The sequence below is a fragment of the Leifsonia sp. NPDC102414 genome (assembly GCF_044765685.1).
Taxonomy (GTDB): Bacteria; Actinomycetota; Actinomycetes; order Actinomycetales; family Microbacteriaceae; genus Leifsonia.
This window is the reverse complement of record NZ_JBIWKN010000004.1, coordinates 204741-225662: the sequence shown is the minus strand read 5'-3', so window position 1 is coordinate 225662 and position 20922 is coordinate 204741. Positions and strand designations below refer to the sequence as shown.

The window sequence follows — 20922 nt, the reverse complement described above, 5'->3', positions numbered from 1 at the left end:
AGCGGGAGGTAAACCCCCTGGAGGAAACGCCCAGTGGCCTCCCCGTGTGCCGTCAGGCCGCCTCTCCGCGGCGTCGGCGCATCCAGAGCAGGAACGCCAACCCGATGGCGACCAGCGCTGCTCCGCCGACGACGGGGGCCGTCACGTCGCTGCCTGTCGCCGCCAGGCCGACCGACGGTCCCCCTGCGACTGTCGTGGTCGCCGTCGCATTCACCGGCGTGCAGTGCGTCGACGGCGGCGGGTACGTGACAGCGGATGCGGTGGTCGGGTTGATGCGCACCTCGACCACGGCGTCGGTCCTCACGTCGTAGAACGGCGCGGCGGGGTCGAGCACCCAGGTGCCGTCACCGAGCTGCCGCCAGCCCGGCCACGCGTTTCCCTTGCCGGACGCGTCCACTCCTGCACCCGGCCAGAGCTGCGTGCCGGAGATGGTCTGCCCGCTCGTCCAGGTCGCCGGGACGGTCACATAGCTCACCTGCGCGGCGCCGTCCGCGAGGATCGCCGCCTCGTCACCGGCCGGGATGGACGGATCGTGGCCCGCGAACTTCGCCGGTGACCACCAGATGAGGGCGATCGTCGGGCTGCTGGTGAGGTTGTACGGCGTGATGGAGTACGACACGACGGGCGCGTCGTTCACGCAGAGCGACTGGGCGGCCACGGCGATCGACTTCACCGGTGTGGTGTCCGTGGAGCAGTTGTCCGACGGGTTCGCGTCCGGCTCCGCGCTCGAGACGCACGCTCTGTTGTCGATGTCGGGGATCGGGCCGCCGGACGGCGGACCGCTCAGCACGCCGACGGCAGCGGTGAAGGTCAGCGTCGCGCTCGCACCGACAGCGAAGGTACCGCTGTAGACGATCGTGACGACGCCGCCGGCGATGGAGGCCGTCCAGCCGGGAGGCGCGACCAGCGAGCCTGGCACGTAGCTGATGCCCGCGGGGAGCGGATCGCTCACGGAGACGCCGGTCGCCGCATCCTGGCCGTGGTTGGCAACGACCAGCTGGTACGCGATCGTCTCACCCTCGTTGGAGTCGACCGGCGCACCCTGACCCCCGGTGGGCGTCGAGTGGGTCTTGACGATGCTCAGGTCGACGGACGGCACCTGGTGATGCGTCTGGCACTCGGCAGGGAGCTCTGGAGACGGGTTGGGGTAGCCCTGCGGGACGCAGCTGCCGCCCGGTGGCGTGGTCACCACATTGTGCAGGAGCACGCCGGCCGCGGTCGGATCGACCTTCACCGAGTACGAGACCGTCTTGGTCTGCCCGACCGCCAGACCGCCGATCGCCCAGACGAGGTGGTCCCCCTGCTGCGTCAGTGCCGGGTCGATCGGCTGGACGAGCGTGGCGTGGTCGAGCACGGCACTCAGGTCGTCGTCCGCCTGCACCAGCATCGGGCTGTCGACCGGCGCATCCGAATGGTTGGCTGCGGTGAGCGTGTACGTGATCGTCTGACCGGGCTGCACGGTGGAACCGCTCGCCGGATCGGACGACTTGACCAGCGACCAGCCTGGCACCGGGTGATCGGTGGTGCAGCTCTCCGCGCATTCGCCTCCCGGTGGGACGAGCAGGACGTTGACGATGTGCGCATCCCGGGCGTCGGCGTTCACTGTCACGGAGTATGTGAGCACGAGTTCGTCGTCGAAGTTCGTGATCGTCCAGACCAGGTTCGTGCCGACGATCGCGGCCGTGCCCTGCGACGGAACGATCGAGCCACGCAGCGTGGCGTTGCCGAGGACGCCGGAGAGATCGTCGGTGATGACGAGCGACGACGGCAGGCGGCCGCCGGTGAACTGCACGTGCAGCGCGTAGTCGATGACATCACCGGGATGCACGACGGTGCCGGAGGCGGGGTCGCTCGTCTTCCACACCGACCAGGTGGCCGACTGCTCGCGGTTCACGACGACACAGCGGGTCGTCTGGTTGCTGGGTACGGAGACGCGGAAGCCGTCCGTCACATTGGCGACGGTGCCGTCGGCGTATGTGCAGACTGCGTTGAGGCCGCTCTGCGGGGAGAGGGTGTAGCCGCTCTGCTGGGCCTCGGTGACCGTGACGGCCATGGAGGTCGCGCCGGCCGGGATGGACAGCGCGTAGGTGACGGAGCCCGTGCCGTCCGTGGTCAGCGTCTGGCTGGCGAACTGCAGGCCGGCGCTGAGCGCGGTGAACGACCATCCGGCCGGTGTCGTGTCGACGATCGTGCCGTTCGCGTCCGCGATGTGCTTGACGACGATGAGCTTGCCCGTCGATCCGCCAGGTGGCGGGGAGCTGGGGCTGGGCGACGGAACGGCTGCACGCGGAGCGCTCGCGGGTTTCGGGGCAGAGGGAGCCGGCGCAGTGGAAGGAGCCGGCGCAGTGGAAGGACTCGGCGCAGTGGAGGGCGCGGGGTCTGAAGCGGCCTGCGGTGCCGGCGCCTGGTCCGGTGAAGGGCTCTGGGCAGGGCTCTGGGCAGCGTCTGCGGCCGGAGGGTCCGCCGGTGGCGTTGACGTGTCCGGCGCGGGAGACGGATCGGGCGCGGCGGCCGCTGGCGCAGCATCCGCGGCCGGCGCGGGCGCGCTGGTGGCGCTCGGAACGGCGGGCGCAGGCTCGGCGGCATTGGCGGGAGCGGCTGCCCCTGCGACGGCCAGCGCGATCGCGAGAGTCGGCGCTGCGAGGCGGCCGACCCACGTGCGGGTCAGAGAGAATGGCGAGCGAGAAATACCGTCGTCGGCGGGCGGGCGCGTGTTACGTCGCATGGTCGAGACCCCCTTGTCAGTGCGACCGTCACCCCAGATTCGGGCACTGAGGTTTCCTCAGTTTAGGTCACACTCGGCGTGTTGTCTCGCTTTAGTGATTAATTCTCGCTATTGTCCCGCGCCTTTGTGCCGGAATGCAGAAAGGGGCCGGACCTTTCGGTCCGGCCCCTTTCCGAGCAGTCGGAGAAGACTACTTGATGATCTTCGTGACCGTTCCAGCGCCCACGGTGCGGCCACCCTCACGGATGGCGAAGCCGAGGCCCTCCTCCATGGCGATCGGCTGAATGAGCTCGACCGTCATGTCGGTGGTGTCGCCGGGCATGACCATCTCGGTGCCCTCGGGCAGCGTGATGACGCCGGTGACGTCGGTGGTGCGGAAGTAGAACTGCGGACGGTAGTTCGCGTAGAACGGGTTGTGACGCCCACCCTCATCCTTGGACAGGATGTACGCGGTGCCCTCGAAGTTGGTGTGCGGCGTAACCGAACCCGGCTTCACGACGACCTGACCGCGCTCGACGTCCTCACGCTTGGTTCCACGGAGGAGCAGACCACAGTTCTCGCCGGCCCATGCCTCGTCGAGCTGCTTGTGGAACATCTCGATACCGGTGACCGTGGTCTTCTGCGTCGGGCGGATGCCGACGATCTCGACCTCGGAGTTGATAGCGAGGGTTCCACGCTCGGCGCGGCCCGTGACGACGGTTCCACGACCGGTGATCGTGAAGACGTCCTCGATCGGCATCAGGAACGGCTTGTCCTTGTCGCGCACCGGGTCGGGGATGGAGTTGTCGACGGCGTCCATGAGCTCGACGATCGACTCGACCCACTTCTCGTCGCCCTCGAGAGCCTTGAGGCCCGAGACGCGAACGACAGGAGCGTTGTCGCCATCGAAGTCCTGGCTCGACAGAAGCTCGCGAACCTCGAGCTCGACGAGCTCCAGGATCTCCTCGTCGTCGACCATGTCGGACTTGTTGAGCGCGACCAGCAGGTACGGAACGCCGACCTGCTTCGCGAGCAGCACGTGCTCACGGGTCTGCGCCATCGGGCCGTCGGTAGCGGCGACCACGAGGATCGCGCCGTCCATCTGAGCGGCACCGGTGATCATGTTCTTGATGTAGTCGGCGTGCCCAGGGGCGTCAACGTGCGCGTAGTGGCGCTTCGGGGTCTCGTACTCGACGTGCGAGATGTTGATCGTGATACCGCGCTGACGCTCTTCCGGAGCCGAGTCGATCGACGCGAAGTCGCGCTGAACGTTGGTCGCCGACGGGTACTTGTCAGCAAGCACCTTGGAGATCGCCGCGGTGAGCGTCGTCTTTCCGTGGTCGACGTGACCGATGGTTCCGATGTTGACGTGCGGCTTAGTCCGCTCGAACTTGGCCTTAGCCACTGGGTCCTCCTCAGGACTCTCGTGTAGAAGCCCCGGCCGATGGTTTCCGGCCGGCAACTCTACGGGATTGTTTATCTATGTTACGGGATACTGCTAAAGGAGGGTGACCGGAGTCACTCGCCCTTGTTCTTCTGGACGATCTCGTCGGCAACAGCCTTCGGAACCTCCGCGTAGCTGTCGAAGGTCATCGAGTAGACCGCACGACCAGAGGTCTTCGACCGCAGGTCGCCGATGTACCCGAACATCTCCGACAGCGGAACGTTCGCGCGGATAACCTTGACCCCGCTCGCGTCCTCCATCGACTGGATCTGACCACGTCGTGAGTTGAGGTCACCGATCACATCGCCCATGTACTCTTCCGGCGTGCGAACCTCGACCGCCATCAGCGGCTCGAGGAGCACAGGGTTCGCCTTGCGCGCGGCCTCTTTGTAGGCCATCGAGCCGGCGATCTTGAACGCCATCTCCGAAGAGTCGACGTCGTGCGAAGCGCCATCCACGAGGGTGGCCTTGACACCCACGGTCGGGAAGCCGGCGAGAACACCTACCTGCATCGCGTCCTGGATACCGTGGTCGACCGACGGGATGTACTCGCGCGGAACGCGGCCACCTGTCACGGCGTTGACGAACTCGTAGCTCGTCTCCGGGGTGACGTCCATCGGCTCGATCGTGATCTGGATCTTGGCGAACTGGCCAGAACCACCGGTCTGCTTCTTGTGCGTGTAGTCGTACTTCTCGACGGAACGGCGGATCGTCTCGCGGTAGGCCACCTGGGGCTTGCCGACGTTCGCCTCGACGTTGAACTCGCGCTTCATGCGGTCGACGAGGATGTCGAGGTGAAGCTCGCCCATTCCCTTGATGACCGTCTGACCGGTCTCCTGGTTCTGCTCGGTGCGGAACGTCGGGTCTTCCTCGGCGAGCTTCTGGATCGCGGTGCCCAGCTTCTCCTGGTCGGCCTTGGTCTTCGGCTCGATCGCGACCTCGATGACGGGCTCGGGGAACGTCATCGACTCGAGGACGACCTGGTTGTCCGGGTCGCACAGGGTGTCGCCCGTGGTGGTGTCCTTGAGGCCGATCACGGCGTAGATGTTGCCGGCGGTCAGGAAGTCGACCGGGTTCTCCTTGTTGGCGTGCATCTGGAAGATCTTCCCGATGCGCTCCTTCTTGCCCTTGGTCGAGTTTACGATGCCAGCACCGCTGTCGACGCGGCCGGAGTACACGCGCACGTAGGTCAGACGACCGAAGAACGGGTGGACGGCGACCTTGAAGGCCAGAGCGGAGAACGGCTCGGACGCGTCGGCGTGGCGAAGGATGACCTTCTCCTCGTCGCGCGGGTCGTGCGCCTCGATGGCCGGCACGTCGATCGGCGAAGGAAGGAAGTCGATCACAGCGTCGAGCATCGGCTGAACGCCGCGGTTCTTGAACGCGGAACCGCAGAGCACGGGGTAGAGCTCGCTGTTGATCGTCATCTTGCGGATGGCGCCCTTGATCTCTGCGACCGTGAGCTCCTCACCGCCGAAGAACTTCTCGAGCAGTGCGTCGTCGCTCTCAGCAACGGTCTCGAGCAGCGCCTGGCGGTACTCGTTGGCCTTGTCGACCAGGTCGGCCGGGATCTCCTCGATGGCGTACTTGGCGCCCATCTGAACGTCACCCTTGGCGTCTCCACGCCAGGTCAGCGCACGCATCTCGATGAGGTCGACGACGCCCTCGAACGCGGACTCGGAACCGATCGGGAGCTGCAGCACCAGCGGCTTGGCGCCGAGGCGGCTGACGATGGTGTCGACCGTGTAGTAGAAGTCGGCGCCGAGCTTGTCCATCTTGTTGACGAAGCAGATGCGCGGGACGTTGTACTTGTCTGCCTGACGCCAGACGGTCTCGGACTGGGGCTCGACGCCCTCCTTGCCGTCGAAGACGGCGACAGCGCCGTCGAGGACGCGGAGCGAACGCTCCACCTCGACGGTGAAGTCCACGTGACCGGGGGTGTCGATGATGTTGATCTGGTTCTTGTTCCAGAAACAGGTGACGGCCGCGGACGTGATGGTGATGCCGCGCTCCTTCTCCTGCTCCATCCAGTCGGTCGTCGAGGCGCCGTCGTGGGTCTCGCCGATCTTGTGGTTGACGCCCGTGTAGAACAGGATGCGCTCGGTCGTAGTGGTCTTGCCGGCATCGATGTGGGCCATGATGCCGATGTTGCGGACCTTGTTCAGGTCGGTGAGCACGTCCTGTGCCACAGGGTTCCTCCGAAAAGTAGAAAGTTGAAGGGGTGCCGGCCCGGGTGGGGCACTCCCGTGGAGTGCAACACCCGGACCGGCGTGGTAATGCCCGAAACCGGGATTACCAGCGAGCCTGGACTACCAGCGGTAGTGCGCGAAGGCCTTGTTCGACTCGGCCATCTTGTGCGTGTCCTCGCGACGCTTGACAGCGGCGCCGAGACCGTTCGACGCGTCGAGGATCTCGTTGGTGAGACGCTCGGTCATCGTCTTCTCACGACGACCCTTGGCGTAGCTGGTGAGCCAGCGCAGCGCGAGCGTGTTCGCGCGGTGCGGCTTGACCTCGACGGGGACCTGGTAGGTCGAGCCACCGACGCGGCGGCTGCGGACCTCGAGGGTCGGGCGGACGTTGTCGAGCGCCTTCTTGAGCGTGACGACCGCATCCTGACCGGACTTGGAGGCGACGCCTTCGAGCGCGTCGTACACGATGCGCTCAGCGAGGCCCTTCTTGCCGTCGAGCAGGATCTTGTTGACGAGCTGGCTGACGATCGGTGCGCCGTAGACCGGGTCTGCGACGACGGGGCGCTTGGGAGCTGGACCCTTGCGAGGCATTACTTCTTCTCCATCTTCGCGCCGTACCGGCTGCGAGCCTGCTTGCGGTTCTTGACGGCCTGGGTGTCGAGGGCGCCACGGACGATCTTGTAGCGCACACCGGGGAGGTCCTTCACACGACCGCCGCGGACGAGCACCATCGAGTGCTCCTGCAGGTTGTGGCCCTCACCGGGGATGTAGGCCGTGACCTCGGTCCCGTTGGAAAGCTTGACGCGAGCCACCTTGCGGAGAGCCGAGTTCGGCTTCTTCGGGGTGGTGGTGTAGACACGGGTGCACACGCCGCGCTGCTGGGGGTTGGCCTTCAGGGCGGGCGCCTTGGTCTTTGTGACCTTGGGGCTGCGGCCCTTCCGAACCAACTGCTGAATGGTTGGCACTGAACTTCTCCTTATATGGACTGCACGGTGACAGGTGTTGCTTCCCCAGGCCCAGGCACGCCCTGCTGGGCGCGGCTGTTCTTGGGGGGACCGATCGACGTTCAGAAGTGTTCGTCATCGATATGCCGTGGGGGCCGGACTCCCGTGCGGTCGTCCTGCCCATCGGATGAGTACGTGCCTGCCCACTCGCGGTAGCCATTTCTGGGCACCAGACGAGCGCGCGGCAGAGCGCACACCCGATAAATCTTAGCTCGCGGGCAGCGCCCGGTCAAATGGATGCGGGTGCGTGCGGCGCGCCTGCAGCGAACATCCGCAAGGCTGGGAGTATACGCCGAAGCGCGGGCATCCATCGTGGATGCCCGCGCTTCGCGAAGCGGATCGAGACGGGCTCAGCCGCCGATGCCCTTGGCGAGCTCGCTGTCGACGTTCTGCAGCGCGTCGGCGGCCTTGGTGAGGAACTGCGACATCCCGTCGAGTCCGTTCACCGCGTCCGTCGTGCCCTTGGTGAACTGCTCGTACGAGCTGTGGAACGCTCCGGAGGCCTGGTCGGTGACGAAACCGCCGTTGACCAGTCCGTTGACCAGGTTCTGCAGCTCGTGGAGCTTCGCGGTGATGTCGTCCTTGCCCGAGATGAGGCGGTTGGCGGCATCGGTCATCTCGCCGTACGTGACGTTCATGTTTGCCATGATGTCGTTCCCTTCGTGTTGTCCGAGAGGCCAACCCCTCGGCCGACCAGTGATTTCAAACTATCTGTGGATGCGGGTGGAACGGAATGGGGAGCACTCCCCATCCGCTCCCCTACGCGGCGGACTCTCCGGAGCCCAGCTCCTCGCCTGCCCGCCAGAAGTTGGTCGCGCAGACGATGCCTGCGACGATCATGACGACGCCGAGCGCGCAGAACGCGATCGTCCACGGCAGCGCGTCCGCGACCTCGGAGCTGGACGATGTCGCGCCGACCGCCGAGGACAGCGGGGTGAGCGCGAGCACCAGGATCACGCCGCCCAGCCCCGCCAGCCACAGGTCGAAGCGCCAGCGGTAGTCGAAGAAGCGCCAGAATCGGCGACCCGGCGCATCCACTCCCGGCTGCACCTTCCCCGCCGCCTGGGCGCGGTAGTAGGAGAGCTTCTTGATGAGGGAGACGATCGCTGCGACGGTCACGCCGAAGCCGATCGAGCCGTAGATGAGCCAGTAGCGGGAGAAGTCGTTCTCGTCGCCGACACTTGCCGGCCAGCCGCCGGTGAACCAGGAGATCACGGGAAGCCCGACCAGCAGCAGCGAGACGACGAGGCCGACGACGATCCAGAACACGTGCCAGCCGATCGGGAGCACCCGGAAGCGGGAGACCATGCTCGCGGACGGCAGGACCGTGTCCGGTGGAACAGGGTTGCGCTTCATCGCACCGCGGCGAAGCTGCTCGCCCGCGACGAGGCCGCACATGGCGAGCAGCAGGATCACTCCGGGTGTCGCACCCATCGCGACGGCGGCGAGGCCGCGAACGCTGTCGAGCGAGCCGTCGTCCGGGCCGCCCGCGACCGCGGTCATCACCAGTCCGCCTCCGACGAGCAGCACGAACGCGACGGCGGCGAGCACCCCGCCGATGATGCTCAGCACCTTGCCGAACGCACGGTTGGATGCGGCGACCCGCTCCTGGCGCGCTGCGAGAGCCTCGCCGGTCAGTCCGTCGGTCACATGGCCTCCTGTGTCTGTCGTTCCGCCCAGGTGAGCGAGTCGACGATCGCGTCGAAGAAGAGCGTGTACAGCTCAGGGTCGTGGGCTGTCGGCGCCGAGACGCTGACGGTGAGCAGTCCGGCGTCCTCTGGGTACGGCACCGAATACTCGAGATAGAGGGACGGCTCGCGCGTCTCGCCGATGGCGTCGTCGCCGATCTCGCGGATGCGCGCCACCGGGCCGGTGCGCTGCTCGAAGACCTGCGCGTCCGGCGTGGCGGCCGCCAGGCGCTCGCCCAGTGGCAGGGCGGGATCGATCCCGTCCGGCCAGGCGCGGTCGCGGACGATGAGCGACGCGGGAAGCGGGATGCCGGGCAGCACTTCGAGCGACATCCAGAACGCGGTGGCGCCGACCGCCCTCGCGCGCTCGGCCGTGCTGATCAGCTCCTCGCGCGCATCCCGTCGCATGCGCGCCAGCCGGTCGTTGCGGCCGACCTGCTGCAGCACGAGAGCACGGATGCGCTCGCGCATGGTCTCCTCGTCCGCCAGCGGGATCTCCGCCCAGGTGCCGGGAAGGATGATCGAGTACGAGCCCTGGGGGGAACGGGCGGTGAAGGTCATGACGGGACGTCCGCGGTGGCTGCGAGCGTGACGGTGAGCGTCGAGACGAGCGTCTGCACGTCCGACGCCATGTCGGTGAAGACGCCGAGGTTCTCCGCGGAGGCCACGAACTGCACGACCTGCGCGGCATCCGGAGGGTAGACGACGGCGACGACGCGCTCCTCCAGCTCGGCGCCGCCGTCCGGGACGGCATGCGCGATGAGGTTGTGCGAGCCGACCAGTTCGCCCGCATCCACGGTGGAACGCCAGGTCTGCACGGCGAAGTAGCTCTGGCCGGAGTCCGGCTCGACCACGGGGGCGGCGAGCGCCTCCTCGTACTGGTCGGGCGACCCGACGACCTCGAGCGGCGCGAGCGAGAAGACGAGGGCTGCGCCGGCGCGGCCGATCTCCGGATACGGGATCCAGACGGCGGCGGTCATGGCCGGGTTGCGCATCGCTCGGAAGCGGGAGCGCGCGAAGGTGAGTTCGTCGGCGAGCTTGGCGCGCATCCCCTTGTCGTCGACGAGGGAGCAGGCGAGCGTCGTCGCCCAGTCCGGATCGGACGCTTCGGCGAGCGGCATCGGATACCAGCGCTCCGGTGTGCCGATCCTGAAGTCGACGATGTCGCGCCGTGTTCCGTTGGCCGTCACTGAGCCTCCCCTTCGCCCACCGGTACCCTACCGGCTACTTCGTGCCGTCGTGAGCGACGTTCCAGACGTCCTTGACCACGCCGACCGTGCTGCTCGTGGCTCCGCCGATCTTGTCGTAGTCGCCTGGGACGAACGAGGAACCGGTGTCGATGGCCTGCCCGACCGGGTTGTCGCCGAAGCCGGAGACCGCTCCGGTGACCACCTTCACGGTGTTCTGCACCTGGTACAGCGTGGCGGCGCCAGCGGTGAACTTCATCCCGTTGGTGAGCAGGCTCGGGTCGGCCTTCGCCAGGTTGTAGAGGCCGACCAGGTCTTTGTTGATGCCGAAGCCCTTGCTGATGCTCAGGTTGAGGCCGGGGAACGCCTCGCGTGCCGCCTCCTTGATGAGCTCCGGGCCCGACTTGGTGCCCGATTGGAACGCCGTGAGCGCGGCTTTCTGCGCATCCGTGCGGATGAAGGGGGACTTGAAGGCGTCGGAGAGCGGCTTGGAGAGCGCCTCGCTGGCCTTCGTCGCACTCATGAAGTCCTCGCTGTGCGCGCCGACGCCCTGCAGCGCGGCGAGCTGGCGGCTGTCGGTGATCCCGGTGCGGATGACGGCGGTGGCGCGGAGGTTCTTGGCGACCATCGCGAAGATCTTGCCGCCGAACAGGGTGAGCACGCAGCCCACAGCGGCGAACGCGACATCCCACCAGGAGCCGTCGCCGTTGATGACCTTCACGATCGACTCGACCAGGTCGATGATCGCGCCGATCGCGCCGAGGACGATGAGGATCTGACCGAGGATCGGCACCCAGGCGAAGAAGATGGCGAGCACACCTGCCCACTTGCAGATGGTCTTGAAGATGCTGAAGACCGTCGCACCCCAGTCGTCCCAGAACGAGTCCTTGAGGCCGTGGTTGTTCTTGTCGACCACGTTGACGATGGCGGTGATGGCAGTCTCTGCTGCGGAGTTCTTCGCATCCAGCGCTGTGTGCCACTCTGCGTGCGCTGCGCGGAGGTCTGCGTCTGCGGCGTCCGCGGCATCCTTCGACTTGGTGGCCGCGGTCGTGGCGGTGGTCTTGTCGGCGTCCGTCGCGGTATCCGCGGCGTGCTGCGCCGTGCTGGCCGCGTGCTTGGCCGTGTTCGCGGCCTCCTGCTTGTTCTCGATGTGCGCGATGGCCGTGGTGGCCGCATCCTGTGCTGAACGGAGAGACGACGAGTATGTGATCAGGGCGTCGGCGGTCTTCCGGTAGCGGTCGTGCGCCTTGTCGATGTCGCCTGCGACGTCCTTGGCCGAGTCGCGGAAGGCGTCGATGGCCTTGCTGACCATCTCGTCCACGTCGCCGATCTTCTTCAGCGTGGTCACCGAGCGCTGGATGGCGTCCGCGATCTCCGCGTAGTGGCGCGCCTTCGAGAGCATCAGGTCGGGATCGCCCTTGAGCGGCTGGTATTCGACGTCACTCATTTCGTCCCCCTAGTTCTTCGCCGGAGCTGCCGGGTAGTCCTGCGACTTCGAGGCGTCTTCCAGCGCTTTCGCGAGGCCGTCGTCGACCTTGGTGAAGCCGTCCGTCACGCCGGCCACGGATTTGGACAGGCTCTCCACGGACTCCGTCATCTTCTTCCGCTTGTCGTTCCACTTGTGGGCGAAGTCTCGGACGTGACCGGAGAGTCCGTCGTGGCCGGTCGCTTCCGCGACGGCGTCGCTGAAGTCGTCCGCGCCCTTGAACTCGCTGACGATCGCCTCGAGGTCGGACTTCAGCTGTCCGAGCAGTTCCAGGTCGAGCTTCAGGTCGGTCATGGCGATCCCTTCCGTTTTCAGGCTGTAGCCAACCTACCGAGAGCGGTGCGGGGAAGCGATGGGGAGCGGTCCCCATGCAGTGCCGTGCAGGTATATAGGTATCGTTCTTGCGTGCGCCTCAAACTCACGCTCTCCCGCCCATCCGGAGCCGGGGACGACATCGTGGTCACCGCCGACGCGGCAGCCAGCATCTCCGAAGTCGCCTCGACCATCCGCCGCATCGACCCACGCGGGGCCGCTGGGCCGGTGACGGACGACCGGGCGCTGACTCTCCGCGCCGCGATCCCCGGCCAGGCTGAGACGCTGGTGCTTCCACCGGATGCGCCCATCGGCGAGGCGTGGATCGGCAGCGGCGCCACGGTCAGCCTGGCGGACGCCGGGGTGTACTACGCGCCGAGCGACCTCGGCGACGCTCCGGTGGTCGCCACGGTGCAGGTGCTCACCGGACCGGATGCCGGGCGGGAGTTCCCGCTCCGCCCCGGCACCGCCATGCTCGGCCGCGACGACGCTTGCGACATCGTGCTGCGCGACCCGCTGGTGTCGAAGCGGCACGTACGCCTCGAGGTCGGCGACGGCGTCGAGGTCATCGACCTCGGCTCGGCGAACGGCGTCGTGGTCGACGGCGGAATCGTGACGCGGCTGACCGTTCGGAGGTCGGAGACGCTGCTGATCGGCGACACCGAGGTGCGCATCGCGGTCTCTGGACTCTCCGGCATCCCTGCGGCGGCACCGAAGGCCGGCCCGGTGTTCTTCAATCGCTCTCCGCGCGTCGAGCAGCGCTACGCCGGTCAGGTCTTCCAGGCGCCCGAGGTGCCGACGGAGAAGGAGGACCCGCCATTCCCGCTCCTCGCGATGATCACGCCGCTGCTGCTCGGCGGCGCGATGTTCGCCATCACCCACCAGCCGACCACACTGCTGTTCGTGCTGCTCTCCCCCCTGATGCTGGTCGGCAACTACATGACCGGCCGCACCAGGGGAAAGCGCAAGCTCAAGAAGGCCATCGCGGTCTTCGACAAGCGACTGGATGCGCTCACCGCCAAGCTCGACGCCGAGCGGCTCAGGGAGGTCGAGCTGCGCCGCGCGGAGTCGCCGACCACGCACGCGGCGCTGGCCGACGCCGTGCAGCGCGGGCCGATGCTCTGGACCAGGCGGCCGGAGCACTGGTCGTTCCTCAACCTGCAGCTCGGCATCGGGTCGATGCGGTCGCGCAACACGATCGCGAGCAACGACAGAGGCGAGATGATCGTGGAGTTCCAGGAACGCCTGGACGCGGTCATCGACGCCAACGAGCGCGTCTTCGACGTGCCGGTGCTCGACAACCTGTTCGAGTCAGGCGCTCTCGGGATCGCGGGCCCAGCCGAGCACATCGCCGGATCGGTGAACGCCACGCTGGTGCAGCTCACCGCGCTGCACTCCCCCGCGGAGCTCGTCGTCGCCGCCCTGGTCTCCCCGCGCTGGTCGCGGGAGCTGGAATGGCTCAAGTGGATGCCGCACACCTCCTCGCCGCACAGCCCGCTCGCCGGCGGGCACCTGGCGGACAGCGCGTCGAGCGCATCCACTGTCCTCAGCGCGCTCGAAGGACTGGTGGAGGAGCGTCTCGCCCGTGCGAAGGGTCCGCAGCGACGCGGGGCGATGGAGCAGGAGCGCGCGGCGATCGAGCGAGGAGCAGAGGTCGGGAAGTCGCAGACCGTGGACGGGACGCCGTCGCCCGTTCCCGCGGTCGTGGTCGTCATCTCCGGCGACGTCGCCATCGACCGGCCGCGGCTCGTGCAGCTCGCGGAAGCGGCGGCCGACGCCGGGGTGTTCCCGATCTGGCTGGACACCGACGTCGCCGCCCTGCCTGCGGTCTGCCGCACCTACGTCGCGCACGAGGACCGCGACGACAGGGCGACCGTCGGGTTCGTGCGCATCGGCGAGACCATAGAGGACGTCGTCACCGAACCGATCGACCGCGACACCGCGCTGGACTACGCCAAGCGCATGGCGCCGGTCATCGACGCAGGCGCCCTGGTCGCGGACGCGAGCGACCTGCCGCGCAGCATCTCCCTGGTCAGCCTGCTCGGGCACGACCTGACGGAGTCGTCCGGTGCGGTGATCGACCGGTGGCGGCAGAACGCCTCCATCCACGACCGATCGGGCGCCCGCCCTGCCAAGCGCCGAGCGGGAAGCCTGCGCGCCATCATCGGCTCGGCCGGCGTGGATGCGATGCACCTCGACCTGCGCAGCCAGGGGCCGCACGCCCTCGTCGGCGGCACGACAGGAGCGGGCAAGAGCGAGTTCCTGCAGGCGTGGGTGCTCGGGATGGCCGCCGAATACAGCTCGGACAGGGTCACATTCCTGTTCGTCGACTACAAGGGCGGCTCTGCGTTCGCGGATTGCGTGAGCCTGCCGCACTGCGTCGGTCTCGTCACCGACCTCAGCCCGCACCTGGTGCGCAGGGCGCTCACCAGCCTGCGCGCCGAACTGCACCACCGCGAGCATCTGCTCAACCGCAAGAAGGCCAAAGATCTGCTCGAGCTGGAGAAACGCGGCGATCCGGAGTGCCCTCCGGCGCTCGTGCTGGTGATCGACGAGTTCGCCGCCCTCGTCGGCGAGGTGCCGGAGTTCGTGGACGGCGTGGTCGACATCGCCCAGCGCGGACGCTCGCTCGGCATCCACCTGATCATGGCGACGCAGCGCCCCGCCGGTGTCATCAAGGACAATCTGCGAGCGAACACCAACCTGCGCATCGCGCTCCGCATGGCGGACGAGTCGGACAGCCAGGACGTGGTCGGCGTCTCGGACGCCGCCCACTTCGACCCTGCCATCCCCGGCCGCGGCATGGCGAAGACCGGACCGGGCAGGCTCGCGCCTTTCCAGTCCGCATACGCAGGAGGCTGGACCAGCCGCGAACCGGAGCGCGCCGGTGTCGAGGTGGCGGAGCTGCGCTTCGGCGGCGAGATCCGCTGGGAAGAGGAAGGGTCAGGCCGTGAGGAAGAGCGGGACCTCGGCCCGACGGACCAGCAGCGCCTCGTCTCCTCGATCGTGCGCGCGCAGGGCGAGGCGCACATCCCGTCGCCGCGTCGGCCGTGGCTGGACGAGCTGGCGGCGGTCTATGACCTCGGCCTGCTGCGGCAGCGCACGGACGCCGAGCTGCTACTCGGCGTGAGCGACGTTCCGGACAGGCAGCAGCAGGCCCCCGTCTACTTCCAGCCGGATGTCGACGGCAACATCGCGATCTACGGCACGGGCGGCTCCGGCAAGTCGGCGGCGCTGCGAACCCTGGCGTCGTCGGCCGCGATCACGCCGCGAGGCGGGCCGGTGCGGGTGTACGGACTGGACTTCGGCGCAGGCAGCCTCCGGATGCTGGAGAAGATGCCGCACGTCGGCTCGATCATTCCAGGGGACGACGCTGAGCGCATCATCCGGCTGTTCCGGGTGCTCAAGGAGGAGCTGGAGGACCGCGGCCCGCGCTTCGCGGAGGCCAACGCATCCAGCATCACCGAGTACCGCAGGCTCACGGGGCGCCAGAACGAGGCGCGCATCCTGCTGCTCATCGACGGGTTCCCGAACTTCCGCGAAGACTTCGAGATCCCGGCCGGCCGCTCGCAGTGGTACGACGTGTTCAAGGACGTCCTCAGCGACGGCCGCCAGCTCGGGATGCACGTGGCGCTCACCGGCGACCGTGCGGGGGCCGTGCCCACCTCCATCGGCTCGCTGGTGCAGCGCAAGGTCGTGCTGCGCCTGGCGGACGACGGCTACGGGATGCTCGACGTGCCGAGCGACATCCTCGGCCCGTCGTCCCCTCCCGGCCGCGCGATCGTCGACGGCTACGAGACGCAGCTCGCCGTCCTCGGCGGAAGCGCCTCCGTCTCCGACCAGTCGGCGGCGACCACCCGTCTTGCCGAGGCGATGGTGCGCGCCGGCGTGCAGGAGACGCCGCCGATCGGCTCACTGCCGAAGGAGTACGCGCTCGAGACGCTGCCGTCGTCGCACGACGGTTCGCCCGTGCTCGGCGTCAGCGACCTCGACCTCGGGCCGTTCGGCTTCGACCCGGCAGGGACGATGCTCGTCGCCGGTCCTCCCGCGAGCGGACGGTCGAGCACGCTGGCTGCGCTCGCTGCGTCTGTGCTGCGGTTCGACCCTCAGGCGCGGTTGTACTACCTGGGCAACGCGCGTTCCGCCCTCGGCCGCGCGACGCACTGGACGGACACGGCCACGACGCCGGAGACCGCCGCCGCACTGGCGAAAGACCTCGTCGCCGCCATCGCGGACCCGGACACGGAAGGCCGCATCGCGGTGATCGTGGAGAGCATCGGCGACTTCCTGCAGACTCCGGCCGACTCTCCCATCGTGGACTTGGTGCGTGCCGTGCGCCGCAGCGACCACCTGCTCGTCGCCGAGGCGGAGTCGAGCGCCTGGGGATCGTCGTGGCCGCTGCTCGGCGAGGTGAAGAACGGTCGTCGCGGCATCCTGCTGCAGCCGGACTCCGTGGAGGGCGACCTGCTGCTGAAGACGCCGCTGCCCAGGCTCAATCGTTCCGAGTTCCCTCCCGGCCGCGGGGTGTACATCGCGAAGGGGAAGTTCGCGCGGGTGCAGGTGCCGCTCGTCGACGCGTGAGCGGGACCCGGCAGGCTACTCGTCGTCCTTCTCCCACGGCCAGCGCGGGCGTCCGCGCTGCTGGAACCGGCCGACCAGCACCAGCTGGTACAGCAGCGTGACGACGAACCCCGCGATGCCGACCGTGATCGCGTAGATGCTCCCGAGCTGGCCGACGGCGAACAGGAAGTAGGCGAACGGCTGCGACGGGTCCCCCGCCGCGCCCGCGACTCCACCGGCGACGATGAACACGAAATAGCAGGCGAATCCCACGGCGAGTGCGACGCCGGGTGAGATGCGCTGCTTGTTCGCCGGAACGCGCGTCCCGATCACCAGCAGGAACACGAACAGCATCAGCGTCGCGCATCCGGTCATGATCGGGCCGACGAGCGAGCCGATCGCCGGGTCGGCGATCACCTCGGTGTTCGTCGCCAGCGAGATCAGCCCGAAGGCGGCGACCACCAGCGCCAGGTAGAGGAACGTGGCGAAGGCGGCGACGACGGCCGCGTAGGCGCGCCAGTTACGCATGTCGGCCGGTCAGTACCCCTGCGGAGAGGCGTACGCGGCGACGGCCTGGTTCTGGGCATCCGCGAGCTGCTGGTCGTATGCGGCCTGCGCCTCGGCGTTGCGCACCTTGAGCTTGCGGCCGCGGGCGGCGAGCCAGGCGCCGGTCCACATCGAGATCTCGCGGGCGATCACACCGGCGAGGACGGCGAACGGGGCGACCCAGAGACGCTGCAGGACGACGGAGGCCTCGTTGGGGGTGAGGGTCCAGACGTGCAGATCGATCAGCGAGGCGCCGACGTAGGCGAAGTAGACGAACAGGGCGACGAAGAGGCCGCCGAGGATGTACGCCCACCAGCGGGCACGGTTGATGATCTGGATGAGCACCACCATGCCCACGAAGAACGCCACGACAGGCACCCAACCCGCAGTTTGCGACAGGAAGAAGCGCGAGAGCGACTCGGCGAACTGATTGCTCGGCGTCAGCGCGTACCCGACGAGGACGACCGCGATCACCCAGAGCAGCGCGAACACGACCGTGCCGACCAGAGCGATCAGGATGCCGAAGCCCCTGTTGCTCTTCTTCTTGGGCGGCTCGGGGCGCTGGACGTAGATCGGGGTCACCGGCTGCCCGTAGCCGGGGGCGGGCGCGACACCCGGCTCGGGAGCCCAGGTCGCCTCGCCCGTGGCGGGCGGCGCTGCGTACGCTGCGGTCGCCCCTGTCGCCTGCGCGGAGGTCGCGGCCTCTGCGGCGACGATCACCGGCGTCGCCGACTGGACAGGGGATGCGGTGTCGACGGTGGCCGTTCCGGCCGCGGCTGCCGCGGGAACGTCTCCGGTGTGCGAGCGTGCGACGGCGGCCGCGATGTCGTCGTCGGTCGTCACGACGGGCTCCGGCTCCGTGACCTTGGCCGGTGCGGCAGGTGCAGGCGTCGCCGGGACCTCTGGGGCGGCTGCGGTCTGGGTCTCGTCCGCCGGCGCATCCGGGCGGTTGATGTGACCGCGCGCGGAGACGGGGCTCGACGGCGGGTTCACGACCTCTGGGTCGGTGTCGGCCGGCTCGCGCGCGGCAGCGGGCTCTGCCGCTGCGGTCTGCGCGGGCGCCGTCGCCGGCGCCTGCTCTGCCGTGCCCGATGCACTGTCCCCCGCGGGCTCCGCGGCTGCGCCGTTGTCCGGCACAGATTCCGGCGTCGTCTCGCTCATGATGCCACTCCTCGATCAGCCCAGTCGGGCATCCGTCAGTGGTGCCCACTGTAGCAACGGGGTGGAGCAAGTCCAGGGAGCCGCGCGAGACCGCCCGCTACTTCGACTTCGGCTCGTCTGACGCTGGGATCAGGGAGTACACATACCCCGCGACCTTGGAGTCCACCTTGCCGGGAACATCAGTCGGCGCAATCGAGAAAGCTGTGACGAGGAACAGGCGAGGCCCGCTCTGGACACCCTTCACGAACGCGAGGACGTTGCCGACGGGGCCGGAGACGGAGACGGAGACGGGAATCGCGGCGAAGTTCCTCGCAGTGATGAGGGGATCGGTAACCGGCGGGAGGCCCGCCGAGGGTCGGCTCACGGGACCGGACGGAGTCGGCGTCGGCGTCGGCGTCGGCGTGCCGGTCGGTGTCGAGCCCGAGTCCTGCCCGTCCGACGTGGCAGAAGACGTAGCCGCAGCCGCGACAGGCTGATACGCCACCGCATCCGACACGGTCAGGGACGTCACCGTCACTCCAGCCTCAACGGCTGTACGGTCGACGCCTGAGACGAGAGCGGGGTACGCCCCGCCGGACGGCACAGACTCTGAGAGCTTCGCGAGCGTCTGCTTCGTCTGCGGCAATTCTGCATAGTCCTTCTTCAGCGCCGCCAGCTTCGCGGCATTCTGAGCGTTGGTCGCATCGATCTGCGCGCGCGTCATCGCGGCGGAACCCGCGAGCGCGAGTTGCGGCTGGATGGCGAGAAACCATCCCCCGATGACGACGACGACTGTTGCTAGAACGGCGCCGATGATCCAGATCCGCGTCTTGTCCACGGTCACTCCCCCTTTTTCGAGAATCGCTTGTCGAACGCATCCTGGTTGAGATGCAGGGTGACGTTGGCCTGATACAGGCCTGTCGTCTCATCGAGCGTCACAGCACCCGGGACCGCATCCGCATATCCGGGCAATTGGGCGAGGGTGACCAGCCAGGCTGAGATATCGGGAGTCGGCGTCAGCACGGAGAACGCGACCGTCGCCACTCGGGCTCCCTGCAAGGGTGAGCTCGGCTGGGCATAGAGCGCCAGCGGAGACGACGAGTCGATGGTGATGGTGTTCAACGCCACCCCGGCTGGGAGCCGGAGTTGGATCTCGGTCACGTACTTCTGCCAATCGATCTCGGTCGACGCGCCGACCGACTGCGCGGCCTCTGCTGTGGCCACCTGTTGCTTGAGCTGTCGCGCTTCCCCGTATTGATTCTGCTGACCAAGCAGTGATGCGGTCGTCGCCTGACCCTCCACCACGCTGGCCTGCATGACAGCGGCCAGCGCGCTCGCGGCCCCACAGGCGAGGATCACCAGGAGAATCATCCCGATCACCGCATAGACCAGCGCGCGGCGAAGGCTCTTGGCTTTTCGTTCCGCTCGGATCTCGGGCGGCAGCAGATCCACCTGCGGCATCGACGTGGCGAGCACGCTCTGCACGTTCTCAACCCGGTTGCTCTTCGGGGCTTTCCCCGCCCCGGCGGATTCCGATGGAGCGTCATCCTTACGTCCCAGCCGGATCGCCCGCGATGGCCGGTTAGCGGCGTAACTCATGCTGCACTCCTCAACGCTAAGCCGAGCGCTACGGCCAGCGCCGAGCGGTTGGCGCGGAGCGACTCTGCTGACAGGTTTCGAGACAGAGCGATCGACGCGAATGGATCGCCGGGTTCCACGCTCAACCGAGACATCTCTGCGAGCGCACTCCCAAGGCCGAGAAGCTGTGCCCCGCCTCCGGTCAGGATGATCCGGCCCACTGGCTCTTCTGGTCGCGTGTTGGCGTAGTAGCTGATCGTATTGCGGAGGCTCGTGAGCAGATCTCCCGTCAGGTGGTAAATCACCTCCACAACGTGCTGCTCTTCGATTGTTTTCACTTCCTTGGCCAACCCGATCTCGCGCTTGAGCCGTTCCGCCGTGAGCTCATCGAGGTCGAGTCGCTCTCGGAGTGCTTTCGTCACATCGTCTCCGCCCGCCGAGATGATGCGTACGAACTGCGGAATCCCGTCCTTCACGATGACGACGCTCGTTGTGCTCGCCCCGATGTCGACCAGAGCCGCTAGCCCGGCGACACCGCTTCGCGTCGACAGCACGCGGCTGAGCGCGAACGGAATGAGGTCGACATCCGTCGTAGTGAGGCCAGCGCTCTCTACGGCGCGGACGTTGCCGAGGACGGCATCCTTGACGGCCGCCACGAGCAGACCATGAACGACCGGCCCGGAGTCGCTCACGGCTTCCGACACCGGAAAGAAGTCGAGCAGGGCGTCGGCCACGGGGACGGGCAGCATTTCCTGAACGTGAAAGGGAAGGGCCTCGCGAATTCGGTCACGCGGTGCCTTCGCTACTGTGAGATCGCGGACGAGAACACGCTGGTTCCCCATACCGAGCACCACCTTCTTGCTCGTGAACTTCCCCGCCGACCAGAGCTGCTTCAGACACGCAGAGACCGTGTTCGGTTCGAGCACTTCCCCGCGGCTCACCGCCCCGAAGGGGAGAGGAATCATCGCGTGGCGAAGCAGCGTCGGCTTCGCCCGATCGGGTCGCTCCACCTCGACAGCGCGTATTGCCGTGCTGCCGATGTCGATGCCTACCACTCGATTGGCCATAGCTTTTCTCCCTTTAT

At 67.7% G+C, this 20922-nt stretch carries 17 protein-coding genes; 1 reads left to right on the top strand and 16 read right to left on the bottom strand.

Features of this window, described 5'->3' with window-relative positions; translation table 11 throughout:
• Positions 1-52 precede the first annotated feature (52 nt).
• From ACIRCZ_RS16390 to ACIRCZ_RS16340, 11 genes are all read right to left on the bottom strand, one after another.
• On the bottom strand, positions 53-2725 hold the full coding sequence (locus ACIRCZ_RS16390) for a hypothetical protein (RefSeq protein ID WP_402854885.1): 2673 nt from the start codon (positions 2723-2725) through the stop codon (positions 53-55).
• A gap of 190 nt (positions 2726-2915) precedes the next feature.
• Positions 2916-4109, bottom strand: a complete 1194-nt coding sequence (tuf, locus tag ACIRCZ_RS16385) for an elongation factor Tu (RefSeq protein ID WP_055894752.1) — start codon at positions 4107-4109, stop codon at positions 2916-2918.
• 113 nt (positions 4110-4222) lie between these two features.
• Positions 4223-6337 (bottom strand): elongation factor G, encoded by a 2115-nt coding sequence (gene fusA / locus ACIRCZ_RS16380; RefSeq protein WP_055894749.1) that lies wholly within the window; start codon positions 6335-6337, stop codon positions 4223-4225.
• Between the two features lie 120 nt (positions 6338-6457).
• Positions 6458-6928, bottom strand: a complete 471-nt coding sequence (gene rpsG, locus ACIRCZ_RS16375) for a 30S ribosomal protein S7 (RefSeq protein WP_055894744.1) — start codon at positions 6926-6928, stop codon at positions 6458-6460.
• Entirely contained in the window at positions 6928-7302 is a 375-nt protein-coding gene (gene rpsL, locus ACIRCZ_RS16370) for a 30S ribosomal protein S12 (RefSeq protein ID WP_055787040.1), read from the bottom strand. The genes rpsG and rpsL overlap by 1 nt, the downstream gene beginning before the upstream one ends.
• A gap of 389 nt (positions 7303-7691) precedes the next feature.
• Positions 7692-7988 (bottom strand): WXG100 family type VII secretion target, encoded by a 297-nt coding sequence (locus ACIRCZ_RS16365; RefSeq protein WP_055894741.1) that lies wholly within the window; start codon positions 7986-7988, stop codon positions 7692-7694.
• 112 nt (positions 7989-8100) lie between these two features.
• The gene (locus ACIRCZ_RS16360) at positions 8101-8991 is read right to left on the bottom strand and encodes a hypothetical protein (RefSeq protein ID WP_402854877.1); all 891 of its coding nucleotides are present in this window, start codon (positions 8989-8991) and stop codon (positions 8101-8103) included.
• Entirely contained in the window at positions 8988-9590 is a 603-nt protein-coding gene (locus ACIRCZ_RS16355; protein WP_402854875.1) for a hypothetical protein, read from the bottom strand. Before ACIRCZ_RS16355 ends, ACIRCZ_RS16360 begins: the two co-directional genes overlap by 4 nt.
• Positions 9587-10219 (bottom strand): hypothetical protein, encoded by a 633-nt coding sequence (locus ACIRCZ_RS16350; protein ID WP_402854873.1) that lies wholly within the window; start codon positions 10217-10219, stop codon positions 9587-9589. Before ACIRCZ_RS16350 ends, ACIRCZ_RS16355 begins: the two co-directional genes overlap by 4 nt.
• Before the next feature lie 34 nt (positions 10220-10253).
• Complete coding sequence (locus ACIRCZ_RS16345) at positions 10254-11663, bottom strand: putative T7SS-secreted protein (protein ID WP_402854871.1); 1410 nt, start codon at positions 11661-11663, stop codon at positions 10254-10256.
• 9 nt (positions 11664-11672) lie between these two features.
• Complete coding sequence (locus ACIRCZ_RS16340; protein WP_055894724.1) at positions 11673-11996, bottom strand: hypothetical protein; 324 nt, start codon at positions 11994-11996, stop codon at positions 11673-11675.
• 111 nt (positions 11997-12107) lie between these two features.
• On the opposite strand from ACIRCZ_RS16340, the gene ACIRCZ_RS16335 reads away from it, so the two are divergent.
• Positions 12108-16595 carry an FtsK/SpoIIIE domain-containing protein gene (locus ACIRCZ_RS16335; RefSeq protein ID WP_402854869.1) on the top strand — a complete coding sequence of 1496 codons (4488 nt, stop codon included), beginning with the start codon at positions 12108-12110 and terminating at the stop codon, positions 16593-16595.
• Positions 16596-16610: 15 nt separating this feature from the next.
• On the opposite strand, the gene ACIRCZ_RS16330 is transcribed toward ACIRCZ_RS16335, so the two are convergent.
• The 5 genes from ACIRCZ_RS16330 to pilM all read right to left on the bottom strand — a co-directional run bounded on the left by ACIRCZ_RS16330 (position 16611) and on the right by pilM (position 20905).
• Positions 16611-17102: a DUF6121 family protein gene (locus ACIRCZ_RS16330; protein ID WP_402854867.1), complete on the bottom strand. Its 492-nt coding sequence runs from the start codon at positions 17100-17102 to the stop codon at positions 16611-16613.
• A 9-nt stretch (positions 17103-17111) separates the two neighbouring features.
• The gene (locus ACIRCZ_RS16325; RefSeq protein ID WP_402854865.1) at positions 17112-18281 is read right to left on the bottom strand and encodes a hypothetical protein; all 1170 of its coding nucleotides are present in this window, start codon (positions 18279-18281) and stop codon (positions 17112-17114) included.
• 97 nt (positions 18282-18378) lie between these two features.
• A complete protein-coding gene (locus tag ACIRCZ_RS16320; RefSeq protein ID WP_402854863.1) occupies positions 18379-19098 on the bottom strand; it encodes a hypothetical protein in 720 nt (239 codons plus the stop codon).
• A gap of 2 nt (positions 19099-19100) precedes the next feature.
• Positions 19101-19859, bottom strand: coding sequence for a hypothetical protein (locus tag ACIRCZ_RS16315; protein ID WP_402854861.1), 759 nt, complete (start codon positions 19857-19859; stop codon positions 19101-19103).
• Positions 19856-20905, bottom strand: coding sequence for a type IV pilus assembly protein PilM (pilM, locus tag ACIRCZ_RS16310; RefSeq protein WP_402854859.1), 1050 nt, complete (start codon positions 20903-20905; stop codon positions 19856-19858). Before pilM ends, ACIRCZ_RS16315 begins: the two co-directional genes overlap by 4 nt.
• Positions 20906-20922: the final 17 nt, after the last annotated feature.